Origin of the sequence: Paraburkholderia sp. RAU2J, from assembly GCF_003634845.1 — a bacterium.
GTDB lineage: Bacteria > Pseudomonadota > Gammaproteobacteria > Burkholderiales > Burkholderiaceae > Paraburkholderia > Paraburkholderia fynbosensis.
Genome location: NZ_RBXG01000002.1, coordinates 1,893,391 through 1,915,282, shown reverse-complemented (window position 1 = coordinate 1,915,282; position 21,892 = coordinate 1,893,391). Strand labels below are relative to the sequence as shown.

Below are 21,892 nucleotides of genomic sequence, written 5' to 3'. Positions count from 1 at the left end.
TCAGATCCGGAAAGATTTCAGTGTAGAAGATGCGGCGGAACGTCGGGTCCTGGTCGGCGGCCCGTTTGCCGCCTGCGATGGCCGCATGCCGAGCGCGAGCGCGGCTTCACGCTGTCCGCGCGGCAGCGACAGGATACCCGCGCGCACGACTTCGGCCGTCAGCGCCGAGTGGTGCAGCGCCATCGCGAACACGAGCAAGCCGAGCGCCGGCCAGTCGAAGCCGAGCGAGGGCAGTTCAATCACCATGAAGAGGATCAGCAGCAGCAACGGAATCGCGCGGAAAAACTCGATGTACGCGCCGGCCAGCCTGCTGATCCACGCGCGCTTCGACAGCCGTCAGAGGGCGAGCAGAAACGCCATCGCAAACGCGACCAGCGCGGAACACCCCGCGGCGAAGATCGTCGAGAGGAGGCCGTCGGCCGGCTTGGGCGGCCGACGTTTGACGCGAGGTGGTAAAACGCTCTCAGACCGGCAGTCACGCGCGCCGCGCACGCATTGCAACGCGCGGCAGCAAGCCGCCCGTCGCGTGTGCGGATGAGGAGCGGGTCTTCAGACTCCGCCGCTCAATGACGCTCCGGAAAGCGCAGCTTCGAATGATTCCGGCCGTACGTGAGATAGATCGCCATGCCGACCACCAGCCACACGACGAGCCGCCCCCATGTCACGAGCGGCAACCCGACCATCAGCAATAGGCAGAACAGGATGCCCAGCACCGGCACGACCGGCACGCCCGGTACCCGGAACGGCCGCAACGCGTTGGAATCGCTGCGGCGCAGATACATGACCGCACCGCACACGAGGACGAATGCGAACAGCGTGCCTATGCTGACCATCTCCCCGAGCACGCCGATCGGCGTGAGCGCCGCCACGATCGCGACGATCGTGCCGATCAGGATCTGGCTCAAATGCGGCGTCTGCAGACGCGGATGCACCCGCGCGAACAGCGGTGGCAGCAAACCGTCCTGCGACATCGTGAAGAAAATACGGCTCTGCCCGTACAGCAGCACGAGGATCACGGTGGTGAGCCCTGTCAATGCGCCGATCTTGATCAGGATCGAGAACCAGTTCAGACCGATCGCGTCGACGCCCTTGGCGATCGGATCGGGGACGTTCAGATCCGCGTAAGGCACGAGCCCGGTGAGCACGCCCGCGACCAGGATGTAAAGCACCGTGCAGACGATCAGCGAGCCGAGAATGCCGATCGGCATATCCCGCTGTGGCTTCTTCGCTTCCTGCGCGGCAGTGGACACCGCATCGAAACCGATGAAGGCGAAGAACACCACCGCCGAGCCGCGCAGAATCCCGCTCATTCCGAAGTGGCCGAACTCGCCGGTGTTCGCCGGGATGAACGGATGCCAGTTCTCCGGTTTGATGAAAAACACGCCGATCGCGATGAAGGCGACCACCACGACGAGCTTGACCGCCACCATGATGTTGTTCAGCCGCGCCGATTCTTTCGTGCCGAGCACCAGCATGGTCGTGAGAATCGCGATGATCACGATGGCCGGCAGATTGACGACGCCGGTCGCCGTGGTGCCGTCGGCGAGCTTGATCACGGTGCCCGGCGCGGCGGCCAGCGTGGGTGGGATATGGATGCCTACGTTATGCAGCAGGCTCACGATGTAGCCCGACCAGCCGACCGCGACGGTCGCCGCGCCCATCGCGTATTCGAGGATCAGATCCCAGCCGATGATCCACGCGAAGATTTCGCCGAGCGTCGCGTAGGTGTACGTATAACTGCTGCCGCATACCGGCAGCATCGCCGCCAGTTCCGAATAGCACAGGCCGACGAACGCGCACGCAATGCCGCCGAGCACGAACGACAGCGTGATGCTGGGGCCCGCGAATTGCGCCGCGGCCGTGCCGGTCAACACGAAGATGCCGGCGCCGATAATCGCGCCGATGCCCATTGCGGTGATGCTGGCCGCGCCGAGCGTTTTCGATAATGAGTGGCTGCCGTGCGCTTCGGCGCTATTCACGATATCGGCGACGGATTTCCGTGCCATGTAACTCGTATCAGCCATGATGAGTCGTCCCGTTCAATGGTGTTTGGGCACGAACCGACACGGCTTGTCCCGGCTCGCGGAGCACGACAAAAGCATCTGTCAGCAAAGACTGGCGGGGGAGGAGAGAGGAAATCCTGAATTCAGTGTATTCCGAATCAGATCAAAACGTGAGGTTTTTTGGACCCGGCTTGTCGCGGACAATATCCGCTCGAGCCGATCGCGCGAAGGTTCGGGATAAAGCCATTCGATTGGACGAGTTGGAAGAGTTGGACCGGGAGCGGTCCGGGCCGAACTGACCAGCGAGCCCTTCGCGTTTTGCGTGCGATCCGGCTAAGCGCCATCTATCAATTGAATCATCGTCGATCCATGACGACGGTGCCCGCTCAAGTCTGCGTGTCACCTGACAGATAGCCGTCAGCGTGTGCGTGTGCGCCCACGACGCAGCAGCTCGCTCAGACCCAGCGAGTGGCCCGGATCGTAATAGTGGATCAGCCGTGTGCGGCGTTGACCTTTCTGCACATCGAGGTTGGCGCGTTCGCGCAGATGGTCTGCTAGGGTTCCCGGAATACGTCGCCGCGACGTATCAGTTCCGCCGCGACGGGACCCGTGCGCGAACGCAGCGGTACGTTGTCGAACGAACGATCGATGACCTCGTTGATCTCGGCGATCGTTTCCATGGGAAACACACCATGAAAAGACTTTAAAGCGACGCTTTTGTCGATTCGAATACGCCTCGCCATGATATGACCTCGCGCGTCTGACACCGAATCAATATGAACAGGATCTCGCTATGTCTGAGGTGAGATCAAAGCGAAGTTATGCGTCAGCAAGCTTTCGCTATATGCGCCAGCGAACACAATTTATGAAGCATATTAAACATGACCGACGCAGGTCGGTTGGCGGTTTTTCGCTGTCGGTCGGCATCCGCGCCAACGCTTGATTCTGGGTAGTGGCCAACGCGCCCGTCAGTGCCCGGTCACGGCACGTCGGCATCCCAAAAATCGCCTATGACCGCGCGTCACGGCCGTATTGGAGGATGCCTCGGGCACTTCGTGAGGCGGTGCGCAAGGCCGTAGTCGTGACTCGTGGCGCGCGTCTGCATGCCAGTTCAGATACGCCGGCCAGCCGCGCCGAACGTTACGAAACTTTCAGTTGATCTCGCCGCGGCCGTGAACTACAAATTTAGACTGAGCGCCGCTATGGGCGCGACGACTCCACCGCCGCAGATGTCGCGTCGACCATTTTCGATACCCGCGGCCACCGGAAGATCGTGACGCCCGTCCGCTGAGCACGGTCCGTGATGCGCGCCGTCTAACCGCGCATTTCGCCGACCCGCACCGTTCGCAAGCAGCCGAGCGGCGACTTACAGATCGATCAATATCCGCACGCTTGCGACCGGAACCAGACAACAGGAGACCCGCGCCATGGGTATGCGCCCAGATGCCACGTTCCACGCATCGCCGAAACTCGCGATGGATGCGCCGCCGGAACAATACGCGTACACGCTGCTGCTCAGCCCTGATTTTTCGCAGCCCGATGCGCTCGCCGTAATCGACGTGAAACCCGGCTCGCCGACCTATAGCAAGGTCGTTCACACGGTGACAATGCCGAACAAGGGCGACGAGTTCCATCATTTCGGCTGGAACGCGTGCTCATCGGCGCTGTCGCCGCTGACCGGCCACGCGTTCCTCGAACGGCGCTACCTGATCATTCCAGGCATGCGTTCGTCGCGCATCTATATTGTCGACACCCAACCCGATCCGACTCAGGCGAGCATTCACAAGATCATCGAACCCGAGGAGATCTTCCGCAAGACCGGCTATTCGCGTCCGCATACGGTTCACTGCGGGCCCGAAGGCATTTACATCAGTACGCTCGGCGGCGGCGGCCAGGACGGCACCGATGGCCCGCCCGGTATTTTCATCATGGACTGCGAGACCTTCGACGTGCTCGGCCGCTGGGAGATCGACCGCGGCATGCAGGAGAAGCACTACGATTTCTGGTGGAACCTGCCGCGCGATTACATGGTGTCGAGCGAGTGGGCATTGCCGCCGCAGTTCGAGAACGGCATCGTGCCCGAGGACCTGCTGGCCAACAGGTATGGACATCGCGTCCACTTCTGGGATCTGCGGGCAAGACGCAACGTGCAGACCATCGACCTCGGCGCGAATCACCAGATGGCGCTCGAAGTGCGGCCCGCGCACGATCCGAGCCGCGAGTACGGGTTCATCGGCGTGGTGGTGGACACGACGAACCTCGAAGGGTCGATCTGGACCTGGTGGCGCGAGGACGGACAGTTCCACATCGAGAAGACGGCGACCATCCCGCCCGAACCGGCGACCGCCGAACAGTTGCCGCCGTTGTTGCAGGGTTTCGGTGCGGTGCCGCCACTCGTCACGGACATCGATCTCTCGCTCGACGATAAATTCCTCTACGTCGCCTGCTGGGGCACCGGCGAGATGCGTCAATACGACGTGACGGAGCCGCGCAAGCCGAAACTGGCGGGCACGGTGCAGATCGGCGGGATCGTGCGGCGCGCGCCGCATCCGAACGGAGAAGCATTCGCCGGCGGCCCGCAGATGGTCGAGATCAGCCGCGACGGCAAGCGGGTGTACTGGACCAACTCGCTCTATTCGACCTGGGACGACCAGTTCTACCCGGCCGGCGTGCCCGCGGCGCAGGTGATGGCGCGGGCGCAACCGGGCGGCGGCCTCGCGCTGGCCGAGGATTTCTGGGTGAGCTTTCCCGATGGCTATCGGGCTCACCAGATCCGGCTCGAAGGGGGAGACTGCTCGACCGATTCGTTCTGTTACCCGTCGGTGGGCCTTTGACCGCGGAAGGTTGGCCGCGTCTCGGCCTTTGGTTAGCCATCCTTGCGAGCGGTCTCTATCACGGGCTCAACCCGGCGATGGGCTGGCCGCTCGCCGTGTCGAACGGACTGATCCAGCGGCGCGCGCGGGCGCTGTTTGCCGCGCTGTTCTATCTCGCCGCCGGGCACGTGCTCGCGATGTTCGTGGTGATGCTGCCGTTCGCGATGCTGGCGGTGCTGCTCGAATGGCAGCGCGCGATACAGGTCGGCGCGAGCGTGCTCGTGATCGCCTTCGGCGCCTGTCTTCTGATCCGCCGCTGCCACCCGCGCATGCTCGCGCGGATTCCGCCGTCGAGGCTCGCGCTCTGGTCGTTCGCGATTGCGATTGCGCACGGCGCAGGGTTGATGCTCGTGCCGATCTATCTCGGACTGTGCCGCTCTTACGGCATGGATCACGCGCACCGGGCCGCCCAGGCATTGATCGGCGACAGCCTTCGCATGGCGCTGTGGGTCTCCGCCGTGCACGGTGCGGCGATGCTCGCGGCGGGCGGGCTGCTGGCCTGGCTCGTCTATCGCTATCTGGGGCTGAAGTTCGTGTCGCGCAGCTGGTTCAATCTGGATGCGATATGGGCGTCGAGCCTGATTGTGGTGGGGGCGATCGCGTTGACGAATGCCGGCATCGGCTGATGCGCCGTTGCGTGTTCGCTGCAATCCACGTGCTGAACGCCGCTTCGTCTCAGCGCAACGTCAGCCACATCGGTTGATGATCCGACGCGCGGCTGTGCTGATTCACGTCGCACGCCTTGACTCGCGGCGCGAGGTCGTCCGTGACAAAAATGAAATCGCACGCGAAGGGTCCATCGGGCCATTGCTCGTGATCGTACAGGCCGACCGTCGCGGCGCGCGGCTCGCCTGGATGCGCGCAGGACCAGGCGTCGGCAAAGGCGGGCGCATCGGCGACCGGTTCGAGCATCCGGCAATACGCCGCTTCTTCGAACGCGCTGTTGAAGTCGCCGCACAGAATGGCGCTCATCGGGCGAGCGGTGTCGGCGAACGGGCTGTCCGGCTTTTCCGCTTTCGCGGGATGACGCGCGTGATCGCATGCTTCGCGATGCAACTCACGCAGTCTTGCGACTTGCGCGAGCCGCTGCTTGTCCGAATAGAACTCCAGGTGCGTGCTGATGACGCGTAGCGGGCCAACATCGGTGTCGAGCACCGCTTCGAGCGCGATGCGCAACATCGACGGTTTGGCGGGATCGGCGGGCCATGGCAGCGAATGCCGAAGCACTTGACGCACCGGCAGGCGGGTCGCAATGGCGTTGCCGAACTGCCGACGAGGCGCCCGGCCATCGCGCAGCGATGGCAGATCGGAGCCGATCGCGTCGATCACCGTCATCTCGGGCAGCAATGTCGCCAGCTCGGCGAATTGATCGGGCGATGGATGGCCCTTCAATCCGCCGGCCTGCGGCTCATCATTGAATCCGCGCGTGACTTCCTGCAAGCACAGGACATCGAAGTCGCACAACGCGCGCGCTTCCCGCACGATCCGGCCAAGGTCGACACGGCCGTCCACGCCGAGACCCCACTGAATGTTCCAGTCGACGAGTTTCATGGCGCTCTCCCTGACAGGCAGACTGTCAGTTTACCGCTGTATCGGGGATGTGATGCGGGCGAAGCGCCGACATATCGGTGCGTCGAATGCTGCGCTCGGTCCTTCGAGCGCCATCGACGCCAACGCAGGCGTTTTGCGACCTTAAGCGGCAAACCCGCTGCCCGACAAAATGATCATACGTATCGAGCGGCACCTGATAAAAACGCATCGACGTTCTAGAAAAACCGAAGCGCATAGCCTACCCTTAAGCGAGCCGGCCTTTTAGGGGACGAGCACTTCGCCTCGTTTTCCCTCTGCGCAGCCGACCCGTCCGCACAAAGCAATCAACGGTTCAAAATCGTACGCTTTTGTTGTTTGAGAGGGCTGCGCCATCCTGCTTTTCCACGCTGTCCGCCTGTGGATGAATGCCGCACTCCGTCGTCGAGAAGCTCGAACGATAACAATCCAAGGAGACGCTCATGCCATTCACACTCACCCGGGGTGTCGTCGGCCTGCCCCTGCTCGCCATCGCACTCGGCTTGCCTGCCGCTCACGCCGCCGACGAAGTCCAGAACACGTCGACCACCACCGGCGCGCCGGTGCCCTCGACGCTTCAGCCCGTCAGCCAGGAACAGCTCGACCGCGCGGCCACGGCGACGGCCGACTGGCTCCATTCGAACGGTTCCTACGCGCAGACGCGTTACTACCAGGGCGCGCAAATCAATCGGACCAACGTAGCGAAGCTCAGACCCGCGTTCATCTTCCAGACCGCCGTCAACGAGTCGATGGAAACGGCGCCGATCGTCTCGAATGGCGTGATGTTCATCACCACGTCGTTCAATCACGTGTACGCGGTCGATGCGGCGACGGGCAAGGAGTTCTGGCATTACAAGCACAAGATGGGGCCGGTGACGACGTTTTGCTGCGGGCCTAACAATCGCGGCGTGGCGATCTCGGGCGACCGCCTTTTCATGGGCACGCTCGACGCGAAACTCGTCGCGCTCGACGCGAAGACCGGCAAGGTGCTGTGGCAAACCGACATCGCCGATCCCGATCAGGGCTACTCGGAAACAATGGCGCCCGCGGTCGTCGACGGCAAGGTGCTGATCGGCACGAACGGCGGCGAGTACGGCATTCGCGGCTTCGTCAAGGCGTTCGATGCGAATTCCGGCCAGTTGCTGTGGACCTTCTACACGATTCCGGAAACCGGCCAGGAAGGCGTGTGGGCCACCAAGGACGCGACCGGCCGCGACGAGAAGCGCGACATCGCCGCGGAGAAGCAGCAGCTCGCCGCGAAGGGCGGCGACTTCTACAAGACGCTCGGCGGCGGCGTGTGGATGACGCCCGCCATCGACCGGCAAACGAAAACAGTGTTCTTCGTCGTGGGCAATCCGTCGCCGGACCTGTATGGCGCGATCAGGCCGGGCGACAACCTCTATACCGACTCGCTCGTCGCGATCGATCTCGACACCGGCAAATACAAATGGCACTACCAGTACGTGCCGCACGACGTGTGGGACCTCGACGCGGTCAGCCCACCGATGCTGATCGACGTGCGCGACAACGACGGCAAAATGATTCCGGGCGTCGTGCATGCCGGCAAGACCGGCCACGTGTACGTTCACGACCGCGCCACCGGACGTCTGATCCGCTATTCGCAAGCGATGATCCCGCAAGAAAACATGTGGACGCTGCCCACGGCAGCCGGCGCGCGCATGCTGCCGGGTGCGAACGGCGGGGTCGAGTGGTCGCCGATGGCCTTCGATCCGAAAACGCGGCTCGTCTATGCGGCCAATCTGCATCAGCCCATGACGTATCAGGTCGAGGAGGCGGCTTATCCGGGCGGCAGCAAGCTGTGGCTCGGCGGCGCGTTCAAGGTGATTGCGAACGAGCAGCAATGGGGCAAGCTGTCCGCGGTGAACGTCGACACGGGCAAGGTCGCGTGGGACTACAAGACCGAACAGCCGCTGATCGGCGGGGTGCTCGCGACGGCGGGCGGCCTCGTCTTCAACGGCGAAGGCAACGGGCTGTTCCGCGCGTTCGACTCCGCCACGGGCAAGAAGCTCTGGGAGTTCCAGTGCGGCGCCGGCGTCAATGCACCCGCCGTGTCGTACACGGTGCATGGCAAGCAGTACGTCGCGGTCGCGGCGGGCGGCAATACGCAGATCGATTTCAAGCGCGGCAACACCGTGCTTGTCTTCGCGCTGCCATGACGGGGCCGATGCTGCGTTCAAGGTCCCATGCGACACGCCGTGCGTGGCCGGCATTGCTATGCGGCTGGTTCGCCGCCGCATGGCTGCCGCTGAACGCACGCGCCGATGCCGAAGCGGGCAAGGCGAAAGCGCAGGTGTGCGTGGCCTGTCATGGACCGATGGGCAACTCGACCACGCCGGACTATCCGATTCTCGCCGGACAAACCGCGCGCTATATCTATCTGCAACTGCGGGACTTCAAGGAAGGGCGGCGCAGCGACCCGCGCATGTCGCCGATGGCGGCCAATCTGTCGCGCGAGGATATGCAGGACCTCGCCGACTACTTCGCCGCGCAAAAGCTCGTGCCCGTGCCGTTCAAATCGGATAGCGCCAGCGTCGAAGCGGGCCGCAAGAAGTGCGCGGAAGTGTTGTGCACGATGTGTCATCTCGGCGGCTTTGGCGGACAGAACGAGATTCCGCGCGTGTCCGGTCAGCTGTATCCATACATCGTCAAGCAATTGCACGATTTCCGCTCGCACACGCGGACCAACGATGCGGGCAACATGGCCAGCGTGTCGCGCAATCTGAGCGACGAGGACATCCGCAATCTGGCCGCGTATGTGAACAATCTCCAATAGCACGAAACCGACACCATGAAAAAGACGCTCACCCGCTTCATCGCGACCGCGATGCTGCTTGCCGCCGCGTTCGGCGCGTGCCTGCCCGCGAGAGCGCAAGGCGATGGCGAAACCAACCGGCAACTGCTCGCCGCCGCCAAGGACGACGACCAGCAGGCGCTTCTCGCGGCGCTTCAGCGCGGCGCCGCCGTGGATGCGATGAACCGCATCGGCGATACGGCGTTGATCACCGCTTGCAAGCAAGGCGATACGGCCATGGCGCGCACGCTGATCGAGCACGGCGCGAACGTCGGGCACGCGAGCGCGCCCGGCGTCACGCCGTTGATGGCCGCGGCCTATGGCGGTTTCGATGAAATCGTCGCGCTGCTGCTCGCGCATGGCGCGGACATGTTCACGACGGATCGCGTCGGCAAGACCGCGATGGAGTACGCGGCCGGGCAGGGACAAACGAAAGTGGTGAGCCGCTTGCTCGATGCCGGGGTCGACGTGAATCGCCTCTACAAGAACGATCTCACGGCGCTGATGTGGGCCGCGGGATACGATCGCGCGGAGACCGTTCAATTGCTGCTCGCGCGCGGCGCGAACCCAGCGCTGAAGGACAATCGCGGCATGACGGCGAAGGATATCGCGGTGCAGACGAAGTCGGCGAGAGCGAGTGGCGTGCTGTCCGCCGGCTAGTCGCGAACACGTTCGCACGCCTGGCAGTGCGCAGAGTCGGCAGATGCCTGCCTGTTACTCCGAATCGGCCAGAAGCCACCTCTGCGCGAGCATCGCCGGCAGTGCTTCGAACGAATCGATCAATGCGTCGCAGCGCAATGCATGCGCACCGCTCTCGCCCGCGTAGCCATAGCTGACGATGAACACAGGCAAAGCGGCCGCGCGTGCCGCAGCGACATCGACCGGCGAATCACCGACTACGACGCAATGTGCCGGCTCGCTGTCGAGCAGCCGGCAGGCGTGCCAGTAAGGCTGCGGCGAAGGCTTCATGGTCGCCAGCGTGTCGCCCGCGATCAGTACATCCAGATACCGGGCGAGGCCGGTGCGCGTCAGCAGCGCTGCCGCCAGTGACTGTGGCTTGTTGGTCACGCAGGCGCAGCGATAGCCGCTTTCGCGCAATGCGCGCAGGCCCGCCGCGACGCCGGGAAAGACCCGGCCGAACTGTCCGTTCGTATCGGCATAGTGCCGTTCGAATACCCGCTGCGCCCCTTCGATGTCGCACCGCTCGCTCATGCCCGCCGCTTCCAGCGAACGCCGTACGAGGTTCGCCACACCATTGCCGATGAATCCGGTCACCGTGTCCAACGGCAACGGCGCTGCGCCGAGGTCATCCAGCATGCGGCCAACGGCGGCGGCAATGTCCGGCGCGGTGTCGACCATCGTGCCGTCCAGATCGATCAGCACGGCCGGGCACGAGGCCTGTGTCATGGCGAACTCGCCGCAAATGCGCGCGCGCCCGGCGCCGCGCACCAAGCCGGTCCGGCGTGCGGTAGCGTACTCCGATGCCAGCGCCGTAGCGTCGCCAGGTCAACCCAGCGATGCGGTTCGCCAGGCATAGGCTGAACGAGCGGCATCTGCGGATCACCGAGGTGCGGCAGAACGGCCAGCGCGCCATCGAAGCTGTCCTGCGCCGTGTAGCCGGTCGGTGTGACGATGGTTGGAATACCCGCCGCGCGGGCCGCGAGCAGACCGTTGCCGGAGTCCTCGAAGGCGAGACACGCGGTCGCGGGCAGATCGAGTTGTTCGAGCACGTGATGATAGACGTCGGGCGCGGGCTTCTTCGCGTGCGTGGTGTCGGCGTCGCCGATCGCCGCGAAGCGCGTGCGCCAGGCCGCGCCGAAGTGGACCTGCAACAGGGCGTCGAGATTCGCGGGCGTGGTGGTCGTCGCGATGGCGAGTCGGATGCCGTGCGCCTGCGCCTCGTCCATCAGACGCGCAATGCCGGGGCGCAGCGGCAGGCCGCCGCGTATGCGCCCGGTGTAACGGCGGGTCTTGAGCGCGTGGAGCGCCTCGACGGTCTCCCACGCTTTCGCGCCATCCGCTTCCTCGCGTTCGAGCGTGCGCCAGTAATGCAGCAGCCGTTCTTTGCCGCCCGCCACCTTGAGAAGGCGCGTGTAGAGCGGCTCGTCCCAGAACCAGTCGAGCCCGGCCTCCGCAAAAGCCGCATTGAAGGCCTGCAGATGAGCGGTCTCGGTGTCGGCGAGCGTGCCGTCGACGTCGAAAATAAGGGCTTGCATCATCCGGTCCTCGTCATGGTGGTTGCCGTTCAGACACGCATCACGATAGCGGAGCCCCGGGCCGATTCAAATTCAGAGATTCTTTCGCGTTAGATAAGCGACGCTTTGGTGTCGACGCGGCGGCGCGTACCTGAGGCGCCGCGCTAAGGCTTCGGCTTGGGCGTGGTGACGAAGCCCATCTTCGTCAAACCGCCCGCCTGAACGGCCGACATCACATCGGCGACCCGTTCATAGGGCACCTTGCGGTCGGCGCGCAAATGCAGTTCCGGTTGCGGCGTCGCGTGAGCGGCCTCGGCGATCCGCGCGCGCAAGCCGTCTTCGGTGACGGCATGGCCGTCCCACAAGATCGCGCCGTCCGCATCCACCGCGACGTCGATGTGCGTGGCTTTGACCACTTCGGGCTGGCTGCTTGCGTGAGGCAGATCGATCCTCACCGCATGCTGCATCGCCGGAATGGTGACGAGAAAAATGATCAGCAGGACCAGCATGACGTCCACCAGCGGCGTCATGTTGATCTCGTTCATGAGGCCTTGATCGTCATCGTCGGAGAAGGGGTTCATTGCCATCTGAAGTCTCCGTCCCGGGGCGGGTTGTTGTCGCGCGGCACCGCGTGCATCTGCGCGCCGACGCTCGAGCGCAATTGGGAGCCGGTCACGAAGTACGCGTGCAGGCCGTGCGCGAAACGTTTCAGGCGTGCGACGATGGTGCGGTTCGCGCGATTCAGGCCGTTGTAGCCGAGCACGGCGGGGATTGCCACGAAGAGCCCGAACGCCGTCATGATCAGCGATTCGCCGACCGGTCCCGCCACGTGTTCGATCGAGGTCTGGCCGGTTTCGCCGATCACGATCAGCGCGTGATAGATGCCCCACACGGTGCCGAAAAGCCCGACGAAGGGCGCCGTGCTGCCGATCGACGCGAGGACCGCAAGGCCGCTCTGCAAGCGCGCGACCGTCTCGTCCATCGTGTCCTGCAGACGCCGCGTGATCCAGTCGGAGACGTCGATACGGTCCTGCAGATGCTGTTGCGTCTGGCGATGGTGTGTCGCCGCTTCGTGGCCCGAGAGCGCGAGCGCCAGCATCGGATTCCCGGACGACGCCGGCCCGGGGTGGCCGAGGGTGCTCAAGCCGTCCTCGAAGCGGTCGGCGTTCCAGAACCGCGCGTCGTTCTGCCCGGTCACGCGCCTGAGCCGCAGCACCTGCCACAGCTTGACGATGATCACCGTCCACGACAGCACCGACATGATCACCAGCACGCTCAGAATGGAGCGTGTGACGACATCGCCGCTTTGCCAGACATTCGCGAGTCCGTAATGTTGCATGGCTGTTTTCCTTTGTCCTGTGATCGGGTGGCGCAGTCAATCAGTGAGCCGGTGAGCCGGTCATTCGGTCAGTCCGAAGACGAACGATTGCGAGTACGCCGCGCGAACCGCGGCGCCGTTTTCTCTGTACGGCTGGCAGACGCTCGCATGGACGGCGGCGAGTGCCGCCTCGTCGAGCCGCGGATAGCCGCTGCTCCTTTGCAACTGCGTCGTCTCGATACGGCCGGAGAGCCCCACGACGAATCGCACGATCGCGGTGCCGTTCTCGCCACGCCGCATCGAAATGTCAGGATAGTCGGGCTTCGGGATTGCGCAGTCGATATGCGCGACGTTTCTTGGCGTGGCCGGCTCGGCGAGTATGGGGGCGGTGGCGGGCGCGCTCTCGTTTGCGGGCGCTGTCGTGGGTAAGGGTGTCGGCACAGCGGGGGCCGGCTGGGCGGTGGCGGACGGCGCGGCGTTTTCGGTTGGCGCGAGCGGCGCACGAGGCGCGACAGGTGCGGGCGTTGCCGCTGCGCTGTGTGAGACGCGCGATCGCGCTTGCGGCTGCACCTGCGGTGAGGGTTTGGCACGAACGGCAGGGCGCGCGGGAGACGGCGTCGCCGGCGGTTCAACAGCAGCCGGTGCGGCAGGCGTCACAGGCTCAGCCTGTGGACTCAACAGCATGGCGGTGATCGTTACCGGTTCGATCGGCCGCTCGACCATTCTGTCGCGCGTCGACACCGCGAGATACAGCAACAGCACATGCGCGCCGATTACCGCACCCAGCACGATCATCCCGCGACGAAATCGCATCGCCGGGATCGTGGGTTTTGCAGGGTTCGCCATGACAACTTGCAGCATCGCTCGCGGCCAGACAGGGGTTTCTTCGTTCGCGCAAATCGCAGCGTGTTCGTCCGCGTCGGCACGGCTCGAACTGCAGGCCACCTCCACGTTCATTGTCCTCCCGCACCTGGGGTTTTAGAACCGGCGCCCGTCGCCGCGCGTCAATTCGGGAAATTCTCCCGTCCGATGCGCGTTGTCAAACAATCGCCCGGTGAGATACTTTGAATGGATGACGCGAGCTTTCGCGGCGCAGCGATCTCAACACGGAGCACAACAATGCTGGAGACACGGATTCTTACCCGAACACCTCGCCGTTGCGTCGCGCTGGCCGTCGTGTGCATGCTGGCCATGAGCGCCGCGCATGCAGCCGCGCCGCTTGCCTATGTGACGAGCGAGAAGGCCGGCGTCGGCGTGATCGACCTCGACCAGATGACGCTGGCCAAAACGATTCCGGTGGGCGCGGACGGGCCGCGTGGCCTGAGCCTGAACGCGGACGGCTCGCGTCTGATGGTCGCCAACAAGAACACCGGCGATCTGTCGGTGATCGACACGGCGTCGGGCAAGGTCGTCAGGCGCGTGAAGATCGGCAAGAATCCGGAGTATGTGCGGGTCCACAACGGCTATGTCTATGTGACGTATGAGCCCGGCGAGTCGGGCGGGCCGCCGCCGGCGCAGGCGGCGGCCAAACCTGATGGCCCGCCGCCCGGCAAGGCCGGCAAGCCCGGCGCGGACGACGATGACGACAAGCTTCCCGCCGAAATTGCGATCGTCGATATGAAAACGTGGCGCGTGATCCGCTCGGTGACGAGCGGTCACGAAACCGAAGGCATCGAATTCTCGCGCGACGGCCAGACGATGCTCGTCACCAATGAAGGCGACGACACCGTATCGGTCTATCACGTGCGCACGGGCGCGCCGGTGAAGACCGTGAAGCTGGCGGCGGGCGGCCGCCCGCGCGGCATCCGTCTGTCGCCCGACGGCGAGCACTATGTGGTCACGCTGGAGTCGCTCAGCAAGTTCGTCGTGATCGACGCGCACAGTTTCGAAGTGCTCAAGACCGTCGACACCAAACTGGGACCGTACGGCGTGGCGTTCGGCCCGGACGGCCAGCGGCTTTTCGTGGCTGCTTCGCGCGACAAGGCGGTGCAGGTTTTCGACGGCCACACTTACGAACACGTCGCCGACGTGCCGGTCGGGCAGCGCTGCTGGCACTTCAGCTTTACGCCCGACGGCTCGAAACTGATGGTCGCGTGCGGACGCTCCGATGCGGTCTATGTGCTCGATGCGAAGAGCTATCGGCCGATCAAGCAGATCGGCGAGTTGCCGCTCGCCTGGGGCATCGTCACCTATCCGCATAGCGACGGCTCGATCGAGTCGCACTGAGCGATCCGCTCGCGCGCGGTGTCATTGCCGCGCTCCTTTTCCAGGCATAGCGCAGGCCCACCCGGGAACCCCGCGGCGGCGCACCCGCCCCGACGAATTGCTCGTTGACCGGGTGCCGGTACGCCCGTCGCGCTGCTCGCGCTTCTGTCGGCGTGCGTTGAAAGCCGCGCATACGAGGCCTTCAAATTGCGCGGGAGCTTTTCCCGATCTGTCAGGCAAACGCGCCGAAAAGGCTCGCAAAAGTCCGCTGCGCACGAGCGCGCTGGGTAGAATGCAGACGTCATGTCAAGCGAACCGACCCACTCATCCTCCGCCGGCAGCCCGTCGCCAGTCTCGACAATCTGGCGCGATCTCGCATGCGTGCTCGCCGTGACCGCGCTCGCCGGGATCTTAGCCGCCGAATTCGACCTCAGCGAACGGGCCTACCGCTTCACCCGTGGCATGGAGCGCTTCCAGCTCGACGAATTGCCGACCACGTTGTGCGTCCTCTCCATCGGCCTTGCATGGTTTGCGTGGCGGCGCTACCGAGAGGCGCGCCGCGAACTGAACCGCCGCCGCGTGCTGGAAGAACAGGCCGAACGGCTGCTCGCCGACAACCGGCGGCTCGCCAGTCAGGCGCTGCAGGCACAGGAGTTCGAGCGCCGTCATCTGGCGCGCGAACTGCACGATGAACTGGGCCAGTACCTGAACGCGATCGCACTCGACGCCGCACGTATCCGCGATCTGTCCAGCGGCCAGGACAACAGGCAAACCCGCGCACAATCCCCCGCATCCCCCCGCGCCCACGACCCGGAGATCCATCGCATCGCGCTCGGTCTGATCCAGAGTGCGAGCCACGTGTACCGGCAGATCGGCGACATGATCCGCCGCCTGCGGCCCATCGGTCTGGACGAGTTCGGCTTGCCGAGTGCGCTCGAACATTGCATCGACGGCTGGCGCGAGCGGCTGCCCGATGCCTCGTTTTCACTGACGGTCGAAGGGGATTACAGCGGCCTGAGCGACGCGTTGACCATCACGCTCTACCGCCTCGTGCAGGAGGGGCTGACGAACGTGTCGAAGTTCGCGCGCGGTTCACGCGTGGAGGTGTTCATGGTGCGCGCGCCGCGAGAGACGCACAGCGCGGATGGGACCGGCCCGCCGACCGACGAGATCGTCGTGACCATGGCCGACGACGGCCCCGGTACGGACCTCACGAAGCCGCGCGCCGGCCTCGGGCTGATCGGCATGCGCGAGCGCGTCGAAGCGCTCGGCGGCGAATTCCACGTGGCAAGCGAGCCGCAAGGCGGCTTTCTGTTTTGCGCGCGCGTGCCCACTCATGCCGGGCTGGCCGAACCCGTGAACTGAAGTCCGAGCCGGCTCGCCATCTGCGCAAGCTGCACGCCGTTGTCGGCGCCGAACTTCTGCCGGATCACGGATTGATGATTGGCCACCGTCTTCTGGCTCAACCCCAGCTTCTCGGCGATGCTCGGCAGCGTATAGCCCTGCACGAGCAGACGCAGCACCTCGAACTCGCGCGCCGACAACTGACGCCCGGGCGGCCCTTCGCTGAAGGCGGTGCGCATCGCGAGCGCCTGCGAGATATCCGGGCTCAGATAGCCCGTGCGCCGCGCGATGGCGCGCACCGCTTCCACCAGCACGTCGGGCGCGCTGGCTTTCGTCACGTAGCCGAGCGCGCCGGCATCGAGCGCGCGGCGCACGAAGATCGACTCTTCATGCACGCTGAAGATCAGCACGCGCGCATCCGGCTCACGCGCGAGCATGCGCCGCATCGCCTCGACGCCGCTCGCGCCGGGCAGCGACACGTCCATCACGACCACGTCGGGCTCCAATGCGCAAAAGCGCTGGTAAGCCTGGGCGGCGTCGGCGGCCTCGCCGCACACCTGCACGTCGGAGTTCAGTTCGAGCAGACGCCGGTAGCCTTCGCGCACGACCGCATGGTCGTCGACGAGCAGGACGGAGATGGTTCCCGCAGTCATGGTTTTGCTCCGCTGCCGCTGCCGCCGCTGACGTCGGGCTCGCGGGCGGCGCTCGCGAGCTTGCGCGAATTGGCATCGTTACGGAACAGGATCGGTTGCTCGCGTGGCGCGGCCGTTCCTGCAGAAGCGCAAGCCGAGGCCGAGGCCGCGCGTTGCACGACCTTCACCACGGTCTCGTGAAACGGCGACTTGTCGCACACGGGATCGGCGTTGGCCGCGTCGCCGGTCAGCATATAGGCCTGGCAGCGGCAGCCACCGAGGTCGCGTTCCTTTTCTTCGCAACTGCGGCACGGCTCCTTGAGCCACTTCAAGCCGCGGAATCGGTTGAACGCATCGCTTTCGTACCAGATTTCACGCAACGGCGTTTCTTTCACGTTCGGCAGCACGAGGCCGGGCAGCCCGCGCGCTGCGTGACAGGGCAGTGCCGCGCCGTCCGGCGCGATGCCGAGAAAGACCGCGCCCCAGCCGTTCATGCAGCGTTTGGGGCGGTTCTCGAAGTAGTCGGGCACGACGAAGAAAATCTTGCAGCGCTCGCCATGCGTGCGGCGATAGCGCGCGACCACCGCCTCCGCTTCGTCGAGCTGCTCGCGCGTCGGCATCAACTGCGCCTCGTTCGCGTGTGCCCAGCCGTAGTACTGCGTGTTCGCGAGCTCCAGGTATTCGGCGCCCATCGCCAGCGCCATCTCGATGATCTTGTCGACGTGCGGCAGGTTATAGCGATGCAGCACGCAGTTGAGCACCATCGGAAAGCCATGCTGTTTGATCGACGTGGCGACGCGCTGCTTCAGATCGAAGGTGCGTGTGCTGCTCAGGAAGTCGTTCAACTGTTGCGTCGAATCCTGAAACGACAACTGGATGTGGTCGAGCCCGGCCGCCTTCAGATCGTCGAGCCGTTTGTCGGTGAGGCCGACACCCGAGGTGATCAGATTCGTGTAGAAGCCGAGTCTGTGCGCTTCCTCCACCAGCACTTCGACGTCGTCGCGCACCAGCGGCTCGCCGCCGGAAAAGCCGAGCTGCACCGCGCCGAGCGCGCGCGCGTCGCGCAGCACGTCGATCCATTGCGCGGTGCTGAGTTCGCGGCTGTGGTCCGTATAGTCGAGCGGGTTGTAGCAGAACGCGCAGTGCAGCGGGCAGCGATAGGTCAGCTCCGCGAGCAGCCAGAGCGGCGGCGGCACGGCGTCGGGGTCGTCGGGCTGTATGCCGACGACGGGTTGAGCAACCGGTTGCGATAGATCGGTCATCGCGCTACTCCAGCCAGCCGCGCGTATGCGCGTCGGCAATGAAGGCCCGCACCTCGGCGCCGAGCCCGGTGGTGTTGAACGCCCGCTCCAGTTCGGCAATCAGCGCGGCCATGTCCCGGGTGCCGTCGCAGCGCTTGAGGATTTCCCCGGCGCTTTGATTGAGCTTCACCATGCCCTCGGGATAGAGCAGCACGTGCGCGTTCTGCGCGGGTTCCCACTGCAGGCGGAAGGGCCTCGCGATCGTCAGCGGAAGGGCGGCTTCGGTAGCGTCGCCGGCGCGTGCGGGGTCGTTCATGGCGTTCATTGTGGGAAGGCCTTTTCGATCGAGTCGAGCATGGTCCACAGAATGTCGAGCTTGAACTGCAGGATCTCGAGCGCCCGTTCCTGCTGATCGCGCCGCGTGAAATGCGTGAGCGTGACTTCGAGCCCGTGTTCGACGTCGCGCTGCGCGAGCGAAATGCGCGAGCGGAAATACGCGAGGCCCTCGGGCTCGATCCACGGATAGTGTTCCGGCCAGCTCGCGAGCCGGTCGCGATGAACCTGCGGCGCGAACATCTCCGTGAGCGACGAGCAGACCGATTCCTGCCACGGCGCACGGCGCGCGAAATTCACGTAGGCGTCGACGGCGAAGCGCACGCCGGGCGTGACGTGTTCGAGCGACCAGAGTTCGTCACGCGACAGGCCCACGGCATCCGCGAGACGCGCCCAGGTTTCGATGCCGCCCTCCGCGCCGTCATAGCCGTCGTGGTCGAGAATGCGCAACACCCAGCGGCGGCGCGTCTCGCGATCCGGACAGTTCGAGAGCACCGCCGCGTCCTTCAGCGGAATGTTGATCTGATAGTAGAAGCGGTTCGCGACCCAGCCGCGAATCTGCTCGCGCGAGCAGCCGCCGCTATTCATCTTCACGTTGAACGGGTGGTGAATGTGATACGCCGTGCCTTTCGCGCGCAATTGCGCCTCGAATTCCTCGCGGCTCCACGCGGGGGCGTCGGCGCCCGAGATCCGCTGCGTACCCGTACTTGCACTCGCGTCGCGCATCGGCGGCGTCTCATGAGTATCTTTCGCGTTCATACCGTCTCCGTGTTTTTATCGATTACAGCCGCGCCTCGTCAGTGCTCCTTCATACATTCATGCTTCAAAGTTCGAACGCCATGCCGTCGTAAGCGACCTCGATGCCGTGCTCGGCGAGCACGCGCCGCTCGCGGCCGTCTTCGACCAGAATCGGGTTGGTATTGTTGATATGGATGAGCACCTTGCGGACCTTGCGCCCATTGCCCAGGGGGGCTGCCTCGAGCGAATCCAGCGTGTCGATCATGCCGCCCGCGCCGGTCTGCGGCAGATGCCCCATGTCGGCGGCCGTCTTCTTCGACAGGCCGAGGCGGATCATTTCGTCGCCCGTCCACAGCGTGCCGTCCACCAGCAGCAGGTCCGCCTCGCGCATCGCGGCGAGCACGTGGTCTTCGATCGCGCCGAGTCCCGGTGCGTAGAACACGCGCTTGCCCGATTCCAGATTGGTCAGCATGAGCCCGATGTTGTCGCCCCGTTCGGGCGCGTCGCGATGCGGCGAGTAGGGCGGCGCCTTGCTCGACAGCGGCAGCGCGTCGATGCGCACGCCCTTCAACGCGTCGACGGCGAGCGGCGCGCCGTCGAGCGCAATGCGCCGATGCTCGACGCCGCAATAGTGCGAGAGGATCGGCGCGACCGGAAAGCCGGAGCGCAGGTCTTGCCACACGGCGTCGGTCGCGTAGAGCGGCAGCGGCGTGTCGCGCTCGCGCAGCATCAGCAGGCCGGTGACATGGTCGATCTGCGCGTCGATCACGAGCACGGCGGCAATGCCGCTGTCGCGCGCCCGGCGAGCGGGCTGAAGCTCGGGGTGCGCGGCGATCTGCGCGAGCAGATCGGGCGACGCATTGACGAGCAGCCAGTCCTCGCCGTTCGCGCTCACCGCAATCGACGACTGCGTGCGGCGCGTGGCCTTCAGCGTGCCGCGGCGCAAGCCGTCGCAATTGCGGCAGTTGCAGTTCCACTGCGGAAAACCGCCCCCCGCCGATGAGCCGAGCACCTTGATTTTCATGCCACGTGGCGCAGGCTGCGCCCCTCCTGAACAGTTGGGATGAACATCGCGGCGAGCGTCTGCGCGACGCGTTCGTGGAGCGCCGGATCGCTCGCCAGATGACCCGCGTCGACGCACTCGACCTGCGCGGCGGGAACTGCACGCGCGAGGCGCCGCAGATTCGTCGCCGGACAGACCGGGTCGCGCGAGCCGTGCACGGCGGCGAGCGGCACACCGGCCGACGCGGCGTGCCGCGCGAGCGACAGCAAGCGCGTTTCGCCGAGCCAGCAGCGATGCGCGAGATAGTGGCTCTGAATCCGGTATTTGCCGATCAGCTTGCGGGCGAGCCGTGGCGAGTGCCGCGTGCGAGGCTCCATTGCGCGGCGCGTGGCGGCGCTCGCCAGCACCTCGTTTTCATAGCCGCGCCATGCGAGCGCGAGCGCGCGTTGCCGCGTTCCGTTCGCACCGTATTGCAGGCCGGCCCCGCAGCGGGCCGCCAGATCCACAGGCCGCTCGCACCCGGCCGCCGCCCGCAACCGGGACCACGCGCGCGGCGCGCGTCGGCGGGACGTGACGAACAGCGCGCGAACTTCGCGTGCAGAAGTGAGAAAGAGGCCGCGCAGCACGACGCCCGTGACCGACCGCGGACGCTGCCCGGCATACGCGAGCGCGAGCGCCGCGCCCCACGATCCACCGAGCACGCCCCAGCGTTCGAAGCCGAGCCGCTCGCGGATCGCTTCGAGATCGTCGATCAGATAATCGGTGCGGTTGTGGCGCACGCTGCCATGCGGCGTCGATGCGCCGGTGCCGCGCTGATCGATCAGCACGACGCGAAAACGGTTCAGATCGAAGAGCCGCAGGGAACCCGGCTGACTGCCGCTGCCGGGGCCGCCATGCAATACCGCGACCGGCACGCCGTCGGCCGCGCCGGCCACCGCGAACCACACGCGATGACTGTCGCGCGTGCGCAGCGTACCGGTTTCGAGCGGCGGCGACGCTTGCCGCGCGGCGGGCTCCCTGTGGCGTATCGTCATGGCAGCATCCTCGCGAGCAGGTTGTCGCGATCGATCCATTGATGCTTGAGCGCACCCGCCACGTGCAGCACGATCAAAGCGATCAGCACATAGGCCGTGACTTTGTGAATGCCGAAGAAAAGCTCACGCAGATGCGGATCTTCCCAGCCCCACTTCGGCAGCGGGAGGCCCCAGAAGCGCGTCCCGAAACGGTTGAACGACGAGCCGAGATAGCCGGCCAGCGGCATCACGATCATGCCGACGTATAAAAGACCCTGCGTAATGCGCGCGGCGGCGCGTTGCCACGCTCGCATCGGCGGCAGAGGCGGCCGGTTGAAGGCCGCCAGCGCCACGATGCGCAGAAGCACCAGCAGGAAAACAGTCAGCCCGAGCGACTTGTGCAGGTTGATCAACGTCGCTTTGACCGGCAAACCCTTCGGCAATCCGACCATATAGAAGCCGACTGCCAGCAGGCCGAGGATGCCGAGCGCGATCAGCCAATGCAGCGCGATCATCTCGCCCGCATAGCGCGGCCCGCGAGCGCCGGCCTCGATGCCGGAAGCTGGCTTCGCATCTGGCGATTGCGCTGTCCTCATGCCTGTCTCCATCTTTGTCT

At 65.1% G+C, this 21,892-nt stretch carries 23 protein-coding genes; 7 read left to right on the top strand and 16 right to left on the bottom strand.

Annotated features, from left to right (window positions below):
• The 3 genes from B0G69_RS26010 to B0G69_RS42820 form a co-directional block, all read right to left on the bottom strand.
• Positions 1-333, bottom strand: coding sequence for an ABC transporter permease subunit (locus B0G69_RS26010; protein WP_121322320.1), 333 nt, complete (start codon positions 331-333; stop codon positions 1-3).
• 230 nt (positions 334-563) lie between these two features.
• The gene (locus B0G69_RS26000; protein ID WP_121322316.1) at positions 564-2,024 is read right to left on the bottom strand and encodes an amino acid permease; all 1,461 of its coding nucleotides are present in this window, start codon (positions 2,022-2,024) and stop codon (positions 564-566) included.
• 533 nt (positions 2,025-2,557) lie between these two features.
• Positions 2,558-2,683 carry a hypothetical protein gene (locus B0G69_RS42820; protein WP_277873563.1) on the bottom strand — a complete coding sequence of 42 codons (126 nt, stop codon included), beginning with the start codon at positions 2,681-2,683 and terminating at the stop codon, positions 2,558-2,560.
• A 747-nt stretch (positions 2,684-3,430) separates the two neighbouring features.
• Between B0G69_RS42820 and B0G69_RS25990 the strand changes: the two genes are divergently transcribed.
• Together B0G69_RS25990 and B0G69_RS25985 are read left to right on the top strand one after the other, a co-directional pair.
• Positions 3,431-4,837 carry a selenium-binding protein SBP56-related protein gene (locus B0G69_RS25990; protein WP_121322314.1) on the top strand — a complete coding sequence of 469 codons (1,407 nt, stop codon included), beginning with the start codon at positions 3,431-3,433 and terminating at the stop codon, positions 4,835-4,837.
• The gene (locus tag B0G69_RS25985) at positions 4,834-5,502 is read left to right on the top strand and encodes a hypothetical protein (RefSeq protein WP_121322312.1); all 669 of its coding nucleotides are present in this window, start codon (positions 4,834-4,836) and stop codon (positions 5,500-5,502) included. The genes B0G69_RS25990 and B0G69_RS25985 overlap by 4 nt, the downstream gene beginning before the upstream one ends.
• A 49-nt stretch (positions 5,503-5,551) precedes the next feature.
• Here the strand turns inward: B0G69_RS25985 and B0G69_RS25980 are convergent, their stop codons facing one another.
• Positions 5,552-6,427, bottom strand: a complete 876-nt coding sequence (locus B0G69_RS25980) for an endonuclease/exonuclease/phosphatase family protein (RefSeq protein WP_121322310.1) — start codon at positions 6,425-6,427, stop codon at positions 5,552-5,554.
• A gap of 458 nt (positions 6,428-6,885) precedes the next feature.
• Between B0G69_RS25980 and B0G69_RS25975 the strand changes: the two genes are divergently transcribed.
• Genes B0G69_RS25975 through B0G69_RS25965 form a run of 3 tightly spaced genes read left to right on the top strand, consistent with a single transcriptional unit; the run spans position 6,886 to position 9,914 of the window.
• Positions 6,886-8,619: a PQQ-dependent dehydrogenase, methanol/ethanol family gene (locus B0G69_RS25975; protein WP_121322308.1), complete on the top strand. Its 1,734-nt coding sequence runs from the start codon at positions 6,886-6,888 to the stop codon at positions 8,617-8,619.
• A gap of 8 nt (positions 8,620-8,627) precedes the next feature.
• A complete protein-coding gene (locus B0G69_RS25970; RefSeq protein ID WP_241991470.1) occupies positions 8,628-9,236 on the top strand; it encodes a c-type cytochrome in 609 nt (202 codons plus the stop codon).
• Between the two features lie 15 nt (positions 9,237-9,251).
• Positions 9,252-9,914, top strand: coding sequence for an ankyrin repeat domain-containing protein (locus B0G69_RS25965; protein WP_121322304.1), 663 nt, complete (start codon positions 9,252-9,254; stop codon positions 9,912-9,914).
• A 54-nt stretch (positions 9,915-9,968) separates the two neighbouring features.
• On the opposite strand, the gene gph is transcribed toward B0G69_RS25965, so the two are convergent.
• The 5 genes from gph to B0G69_RS25940 form a co-directional block, all read right to left on the bottom strand.
• A complete protein-coding gene (gene gph / locus B0G69_RS25960; RefSeq protein WP_121323887.1) occupies positions 9,969-10,661 on the bottom strand; it encodes a phosphoglycolate phosphatase in 693 nt (230 codons plus the stop codon).
• Positions 10,658-11,470 carry an HAD family hydrolase gene (locus B0G69_RS25955; protein ID WP_121323886.1) on the bottom strand — a complete coding sequence of 271 codons (813 nt, stop codon included), beginning with the start codon at positions 11,468-11,470 and terminating at the stop codon, positions 10,658-10,660. The genes gph and B0G69_RS25955 overlap by 4 nt, the downstream gene beginning before the upstream one ends.
• 143 nt (positions 11,471-11,613) lie before the next feature.
• Positions 11,614-12,036 carry a biopolymer transporter ExbD gene (locus B0G69_RS25950; RefSeq protein ID WP_121322302.1) on the bottom strand — a complete coding sequence of 141 codons (423 nt, stop codon included), beginning with the start codon at positions 12,034-12,036 and terminating at the stop codon, positions 11,614-11,616.
• A complete protein-coding gene (locus tag B0G69_RS25945) occupies positions 12,027-12,788 on the bottom strand; it encodes a MotA/TolQ/ExbB proton channel family protein (protein ID WP_121322300.1) in 762 nt (253 codons plus the stop codon). The genes B0G69_RS25950 and B0G69_RS25945 overlap by 10 nt, the downstream gene beginning before the upstream one ends.
• 60 nt (positions 12,789-12,848) lie before the next feature.
• Positions 12,849-13,580, bottom strand: coding sequence for an energy transducer TonB (locus B0G69_RS25940; protein WP_241991469.1), 732 nt, complete (start codon positions 13,578-13,580; stop codon positions 12,849-12,851).
• Between the two features lie 306 nt (positions 13,581-13,886).
• Between B0G69_RS25940 and B0G69_RS25935 the strand changes: the two genes are divergently transcribed.
• Positions 13,887-14,993, top strand: coding sequence for a beta-propeller fold lactonase family protein (locus B0G69_RS25935; protein WP_121322298.1), 1,107 nt, complete (start codon positions 13,887-13,889; stop codon positions 14,991-14,993).
• Between the two features lie 282 nt (positions 14,994-15,275).
• Positions 15,276-16,337 (top strand): ATP-binding protein, encoded by a 1,062-nt coding sequence (locus tag B0G69_RS25930; RefSeq protein ID WP_121322296.1) that lies wholly within the window; start codon positions 15,276-15,278, stop codon positions 16,335-16,337.
• Here the strand turns inward: B0G69_RS25930 and B0G69_RS25925 are convergent.
• The 7 genes from B0G69_RS25925 to B0G69_RS25895 form a co-directional block, all read right to left on the bottom strand.
• A complete protein-coding gene (locus tag B0G69_RS25925; RefSeq protein ID WP_121322294.1) occupies positions 16,307-16,969 on the bottom strand; it encodes a response regulator transcription factor in 663 nt (220 codons plus the stop codon). The two genes, B0G69_RS25930 and B0G69_RS25925, sit on opposite strands and share 31 nt — an antisense overlap.
• Positions 16,966-18,210: a pyrroloquinoline quinone biosynthesis protein PqqE gene (gene pqqE / locus B0G69_RS25920; RefSeq protein WP_121322292.1), complete on the bottom strand. Its 1,245-nt coding sequence runs from the start codon at positions 18,208-18,210 to the stop codon at positions 16,966-16,968. Before pqqE ends, B0G69_RS25925 begins: the two co-directional genes overlap by 4 nt.
• A gap of 4 nt (positions 18,211-18,214) precedes the next feature.
• A complete protein-coding gene (gene pqqD, locus B0G69_RS25915; protein WP_121323884.1) occupies positions 18,215-18,505 on the bottom strand; it encodes a pyrroloquinoline quinone biosynthesis peptide chaperone PqqD in 291 nt (96 codons plus the stop codon).
• 5 nt (positions 18,506-18,510) lie between these two features.
• Positions 18,511-19,281 (bottom strand): pyrroloquinoline-quinone synthase PqqC, encoded by a 771-nt coding sequence (pqqC, locus tag B0G69_RS25910; RefSeq protein ID WP_121322290.1) that lies wholly within the window; start codon positions 19,279-19,281, stop codon positions 18,511-18,513.
• Positions 19,282-19,345: 64 nt separating this feature from the next.
• Positions 19,346-20,284, bottom strand: coding sequence for a pyrroloquinoline quinone biosynthesis protein PqqB (gene pqqB, locus B0G69_RS25905; protein WP_121322288.1), 939 nt, complete (start codon positions 20,282-20,284; stop codon positions 19,346-19,348).
• A complete protein-coding gene (locus B0G69_RS25900; protein WP_121322286.1) occupies positions 20,281-21,297 on the bottom strand; it encodes an alpha/beta fold hydrolase in 1,017 nt (338 codons plus the stop codon). Before B0G69_RS25900 ends, pqqB begins: the two co-directional genes overlap by 4 nt.
• Positions 21,294-21,872 carry a cytochrome b gene (locus B0G69_RS25895; protein ID WP_121322284.1) on the bottom strand — a complete coding sequence of 193 codons (579 nt, stop codon included), beginning with the start codon at positions 21,870-21,872 and terminating at the stop codon, positions 21,294-21,296. Before B0G69_RS25895 ends, B0G69_RS25900 begins: the two co-directional genes overlap by 4 nt.
• Between the last annotated feature and the right edge of the window lie 20 nt (positions 21,873-21,892).

What these genes read in the sequence shown, in the direction of transcription:
- B0G69_RS25940 (WP_241991469.1), bottom strand. Translation starts at nt 13,580, where the DNA reads ATGCGATTTCGTCGCGGGATGATCGTGCTGGGTGCGGTAATCGGCGCG.
- B0G69_RS25925 (WP_121322294.1), bottom strand. Translation starts at nt 16,969, where the DNA reads ATGACTGCGGGAACCATCTCCGTCCTGCTCGTCGACGACCATGCGGTC.
- B0G69_RS25955 (WP_121323886.1), bottom strand. Translation starts at nt 11,470, where the DNA reads ATGCAAGCCCTTATTTTCGACGTCGACGGCACGCTCGCCGACACCGAG.
- B0G69_RS25990 (WP_121322314.1), top strand. Translation starts at nt 3,431, where the DNA reads ATGGGTATGCGCCCAGATGCCACGTTCCACGCATCGCCGAAACTCGCG.
- B0G69_RS25975 (WP_121322308.1), top strand. Translation starts at nt 6,886, where the DNA reads ATGCCATTCACACTCACCCGGGGTGTCGTCGGCCTGCCCCTGCTCGCC.
- B0G69_RS26000 (WP_121322316.1), bottom strand. Translation starts at nt 2,024, where the DNA reads ATGGCTGATACGAGTTACATGGCACGGAAATCCGTCGCCGATATCGTG.
- pqqC (WP_121322290.1), bottom strand. Translation starts at nt 19,281, where the DNA reads ATGAACGCGAAAGATACTCATGAGACGCCGCCGATGCGCGACGCGAGT.
- B0G69_RS42820 (WP_277873563.1), bottom strand. Translation starts at nt 2,683, where the DNA reads ATGGAAACGATCGCCGAGATCAACGAGGTCATCGATCGTTCGTTCGAC.
- B0G69_RS25970 (WP_241991470.1), top strand. Translation starts at nt 8,628, where the DNA reads ATGCTGCGTTCAAGGTCCCATGCGACACGCCGTGCGTGGCCGGCATTG.
- B0G69_RS25945 (WP_121322300.1), bottom strand. Translation starts at nt 12,788, where the DNA reads ATGCAACATTACGGACTCGCGAATGTCTGGCAAAGCGGCGATGTCGTC.
- B0G69_RS25965 (WP_121322304.1), top strand. Translation starts at nt 9,252, where the DNA reads ATGAAAAAGACGCTCACCCGCTTCATCGCGACCGCGATGCTGCTTGCC.
- pqqD (WP_121323884.1), bottom strand. Translation starts at nt 18,505, where the DNA reads ATGAACGACCCCGCACGCGCCGGCGACGCTACCGAAGCCGCCCTTCCG.
- B0G69_RS25895 (WP_121322284.1), bottom strand. Translation starts at nt 21,872, where the DNA reads ATGAGGACAGCGCAATCGCCAGATGCGAAGCCAGCTTCCGGCATCGAG.
- B0G69_RS25900 (WP_121322286.1), bottom strand. Translation starts at nt 21,297, where the DNA reads ATGACGATACGCCACAGGGAGCCCGCCGCGCGGCAAGCGTCGCCGCCG.
- B0G69_RS25935 (WP_121322298.1), top strand. Translation starts at nt 13,887, where the DNA reads ATGCTGGAGACACGGATTCTTACCCGAACACCTCGCCGTTGCGTCGCG.
- B0G69_RS25950 (WP_121322302.1), bottom strand. Translation starts at nt 12,036, where the DNA reads ATGGCAATGAACCCCTTCTCCGACGATGACGATCAAGGCCTCATGAAC.
- B0G69_RS25980 (WP_121322310.1), bottom strand. Translation starts at nt 6,427, where the DNA reads ATGAAACTCGTCGACTGGAACATTCAGTGGGGTCTCGGCGTGGACGGC.
- gph (WP_121323887.1), bottom strand. Translation starts at nt 10,661, where the DNA reads ATGACACAGGCCTCGTGCCCGGCCGTGCTGATCGATCTGGACGGCACG.
- pqqB (WP_121322288.1), bottom strand. Translation starts at nt 20,284, where the DNA reads ATGAAAATCAAGGTGCTCGGCTCATCGGCGGGGGGCGGTTTTCCGCAG.
- B0G69_RS25930 (WP_121322296.1), top strand. Translation starts at nt 15,276, where the DNA reads ATGTCAAGCGAACCGACCCACTCATCCTCCGCCGGCAGCCCGTCGCCA.
- pqqE (WP_121322292.1), bottom strand. Translation starts at nt 18,210, where the DNA reads ATGACCGATCTATCGCAACCGGTTGCTCAACCCGTCGTCGGCATACAG.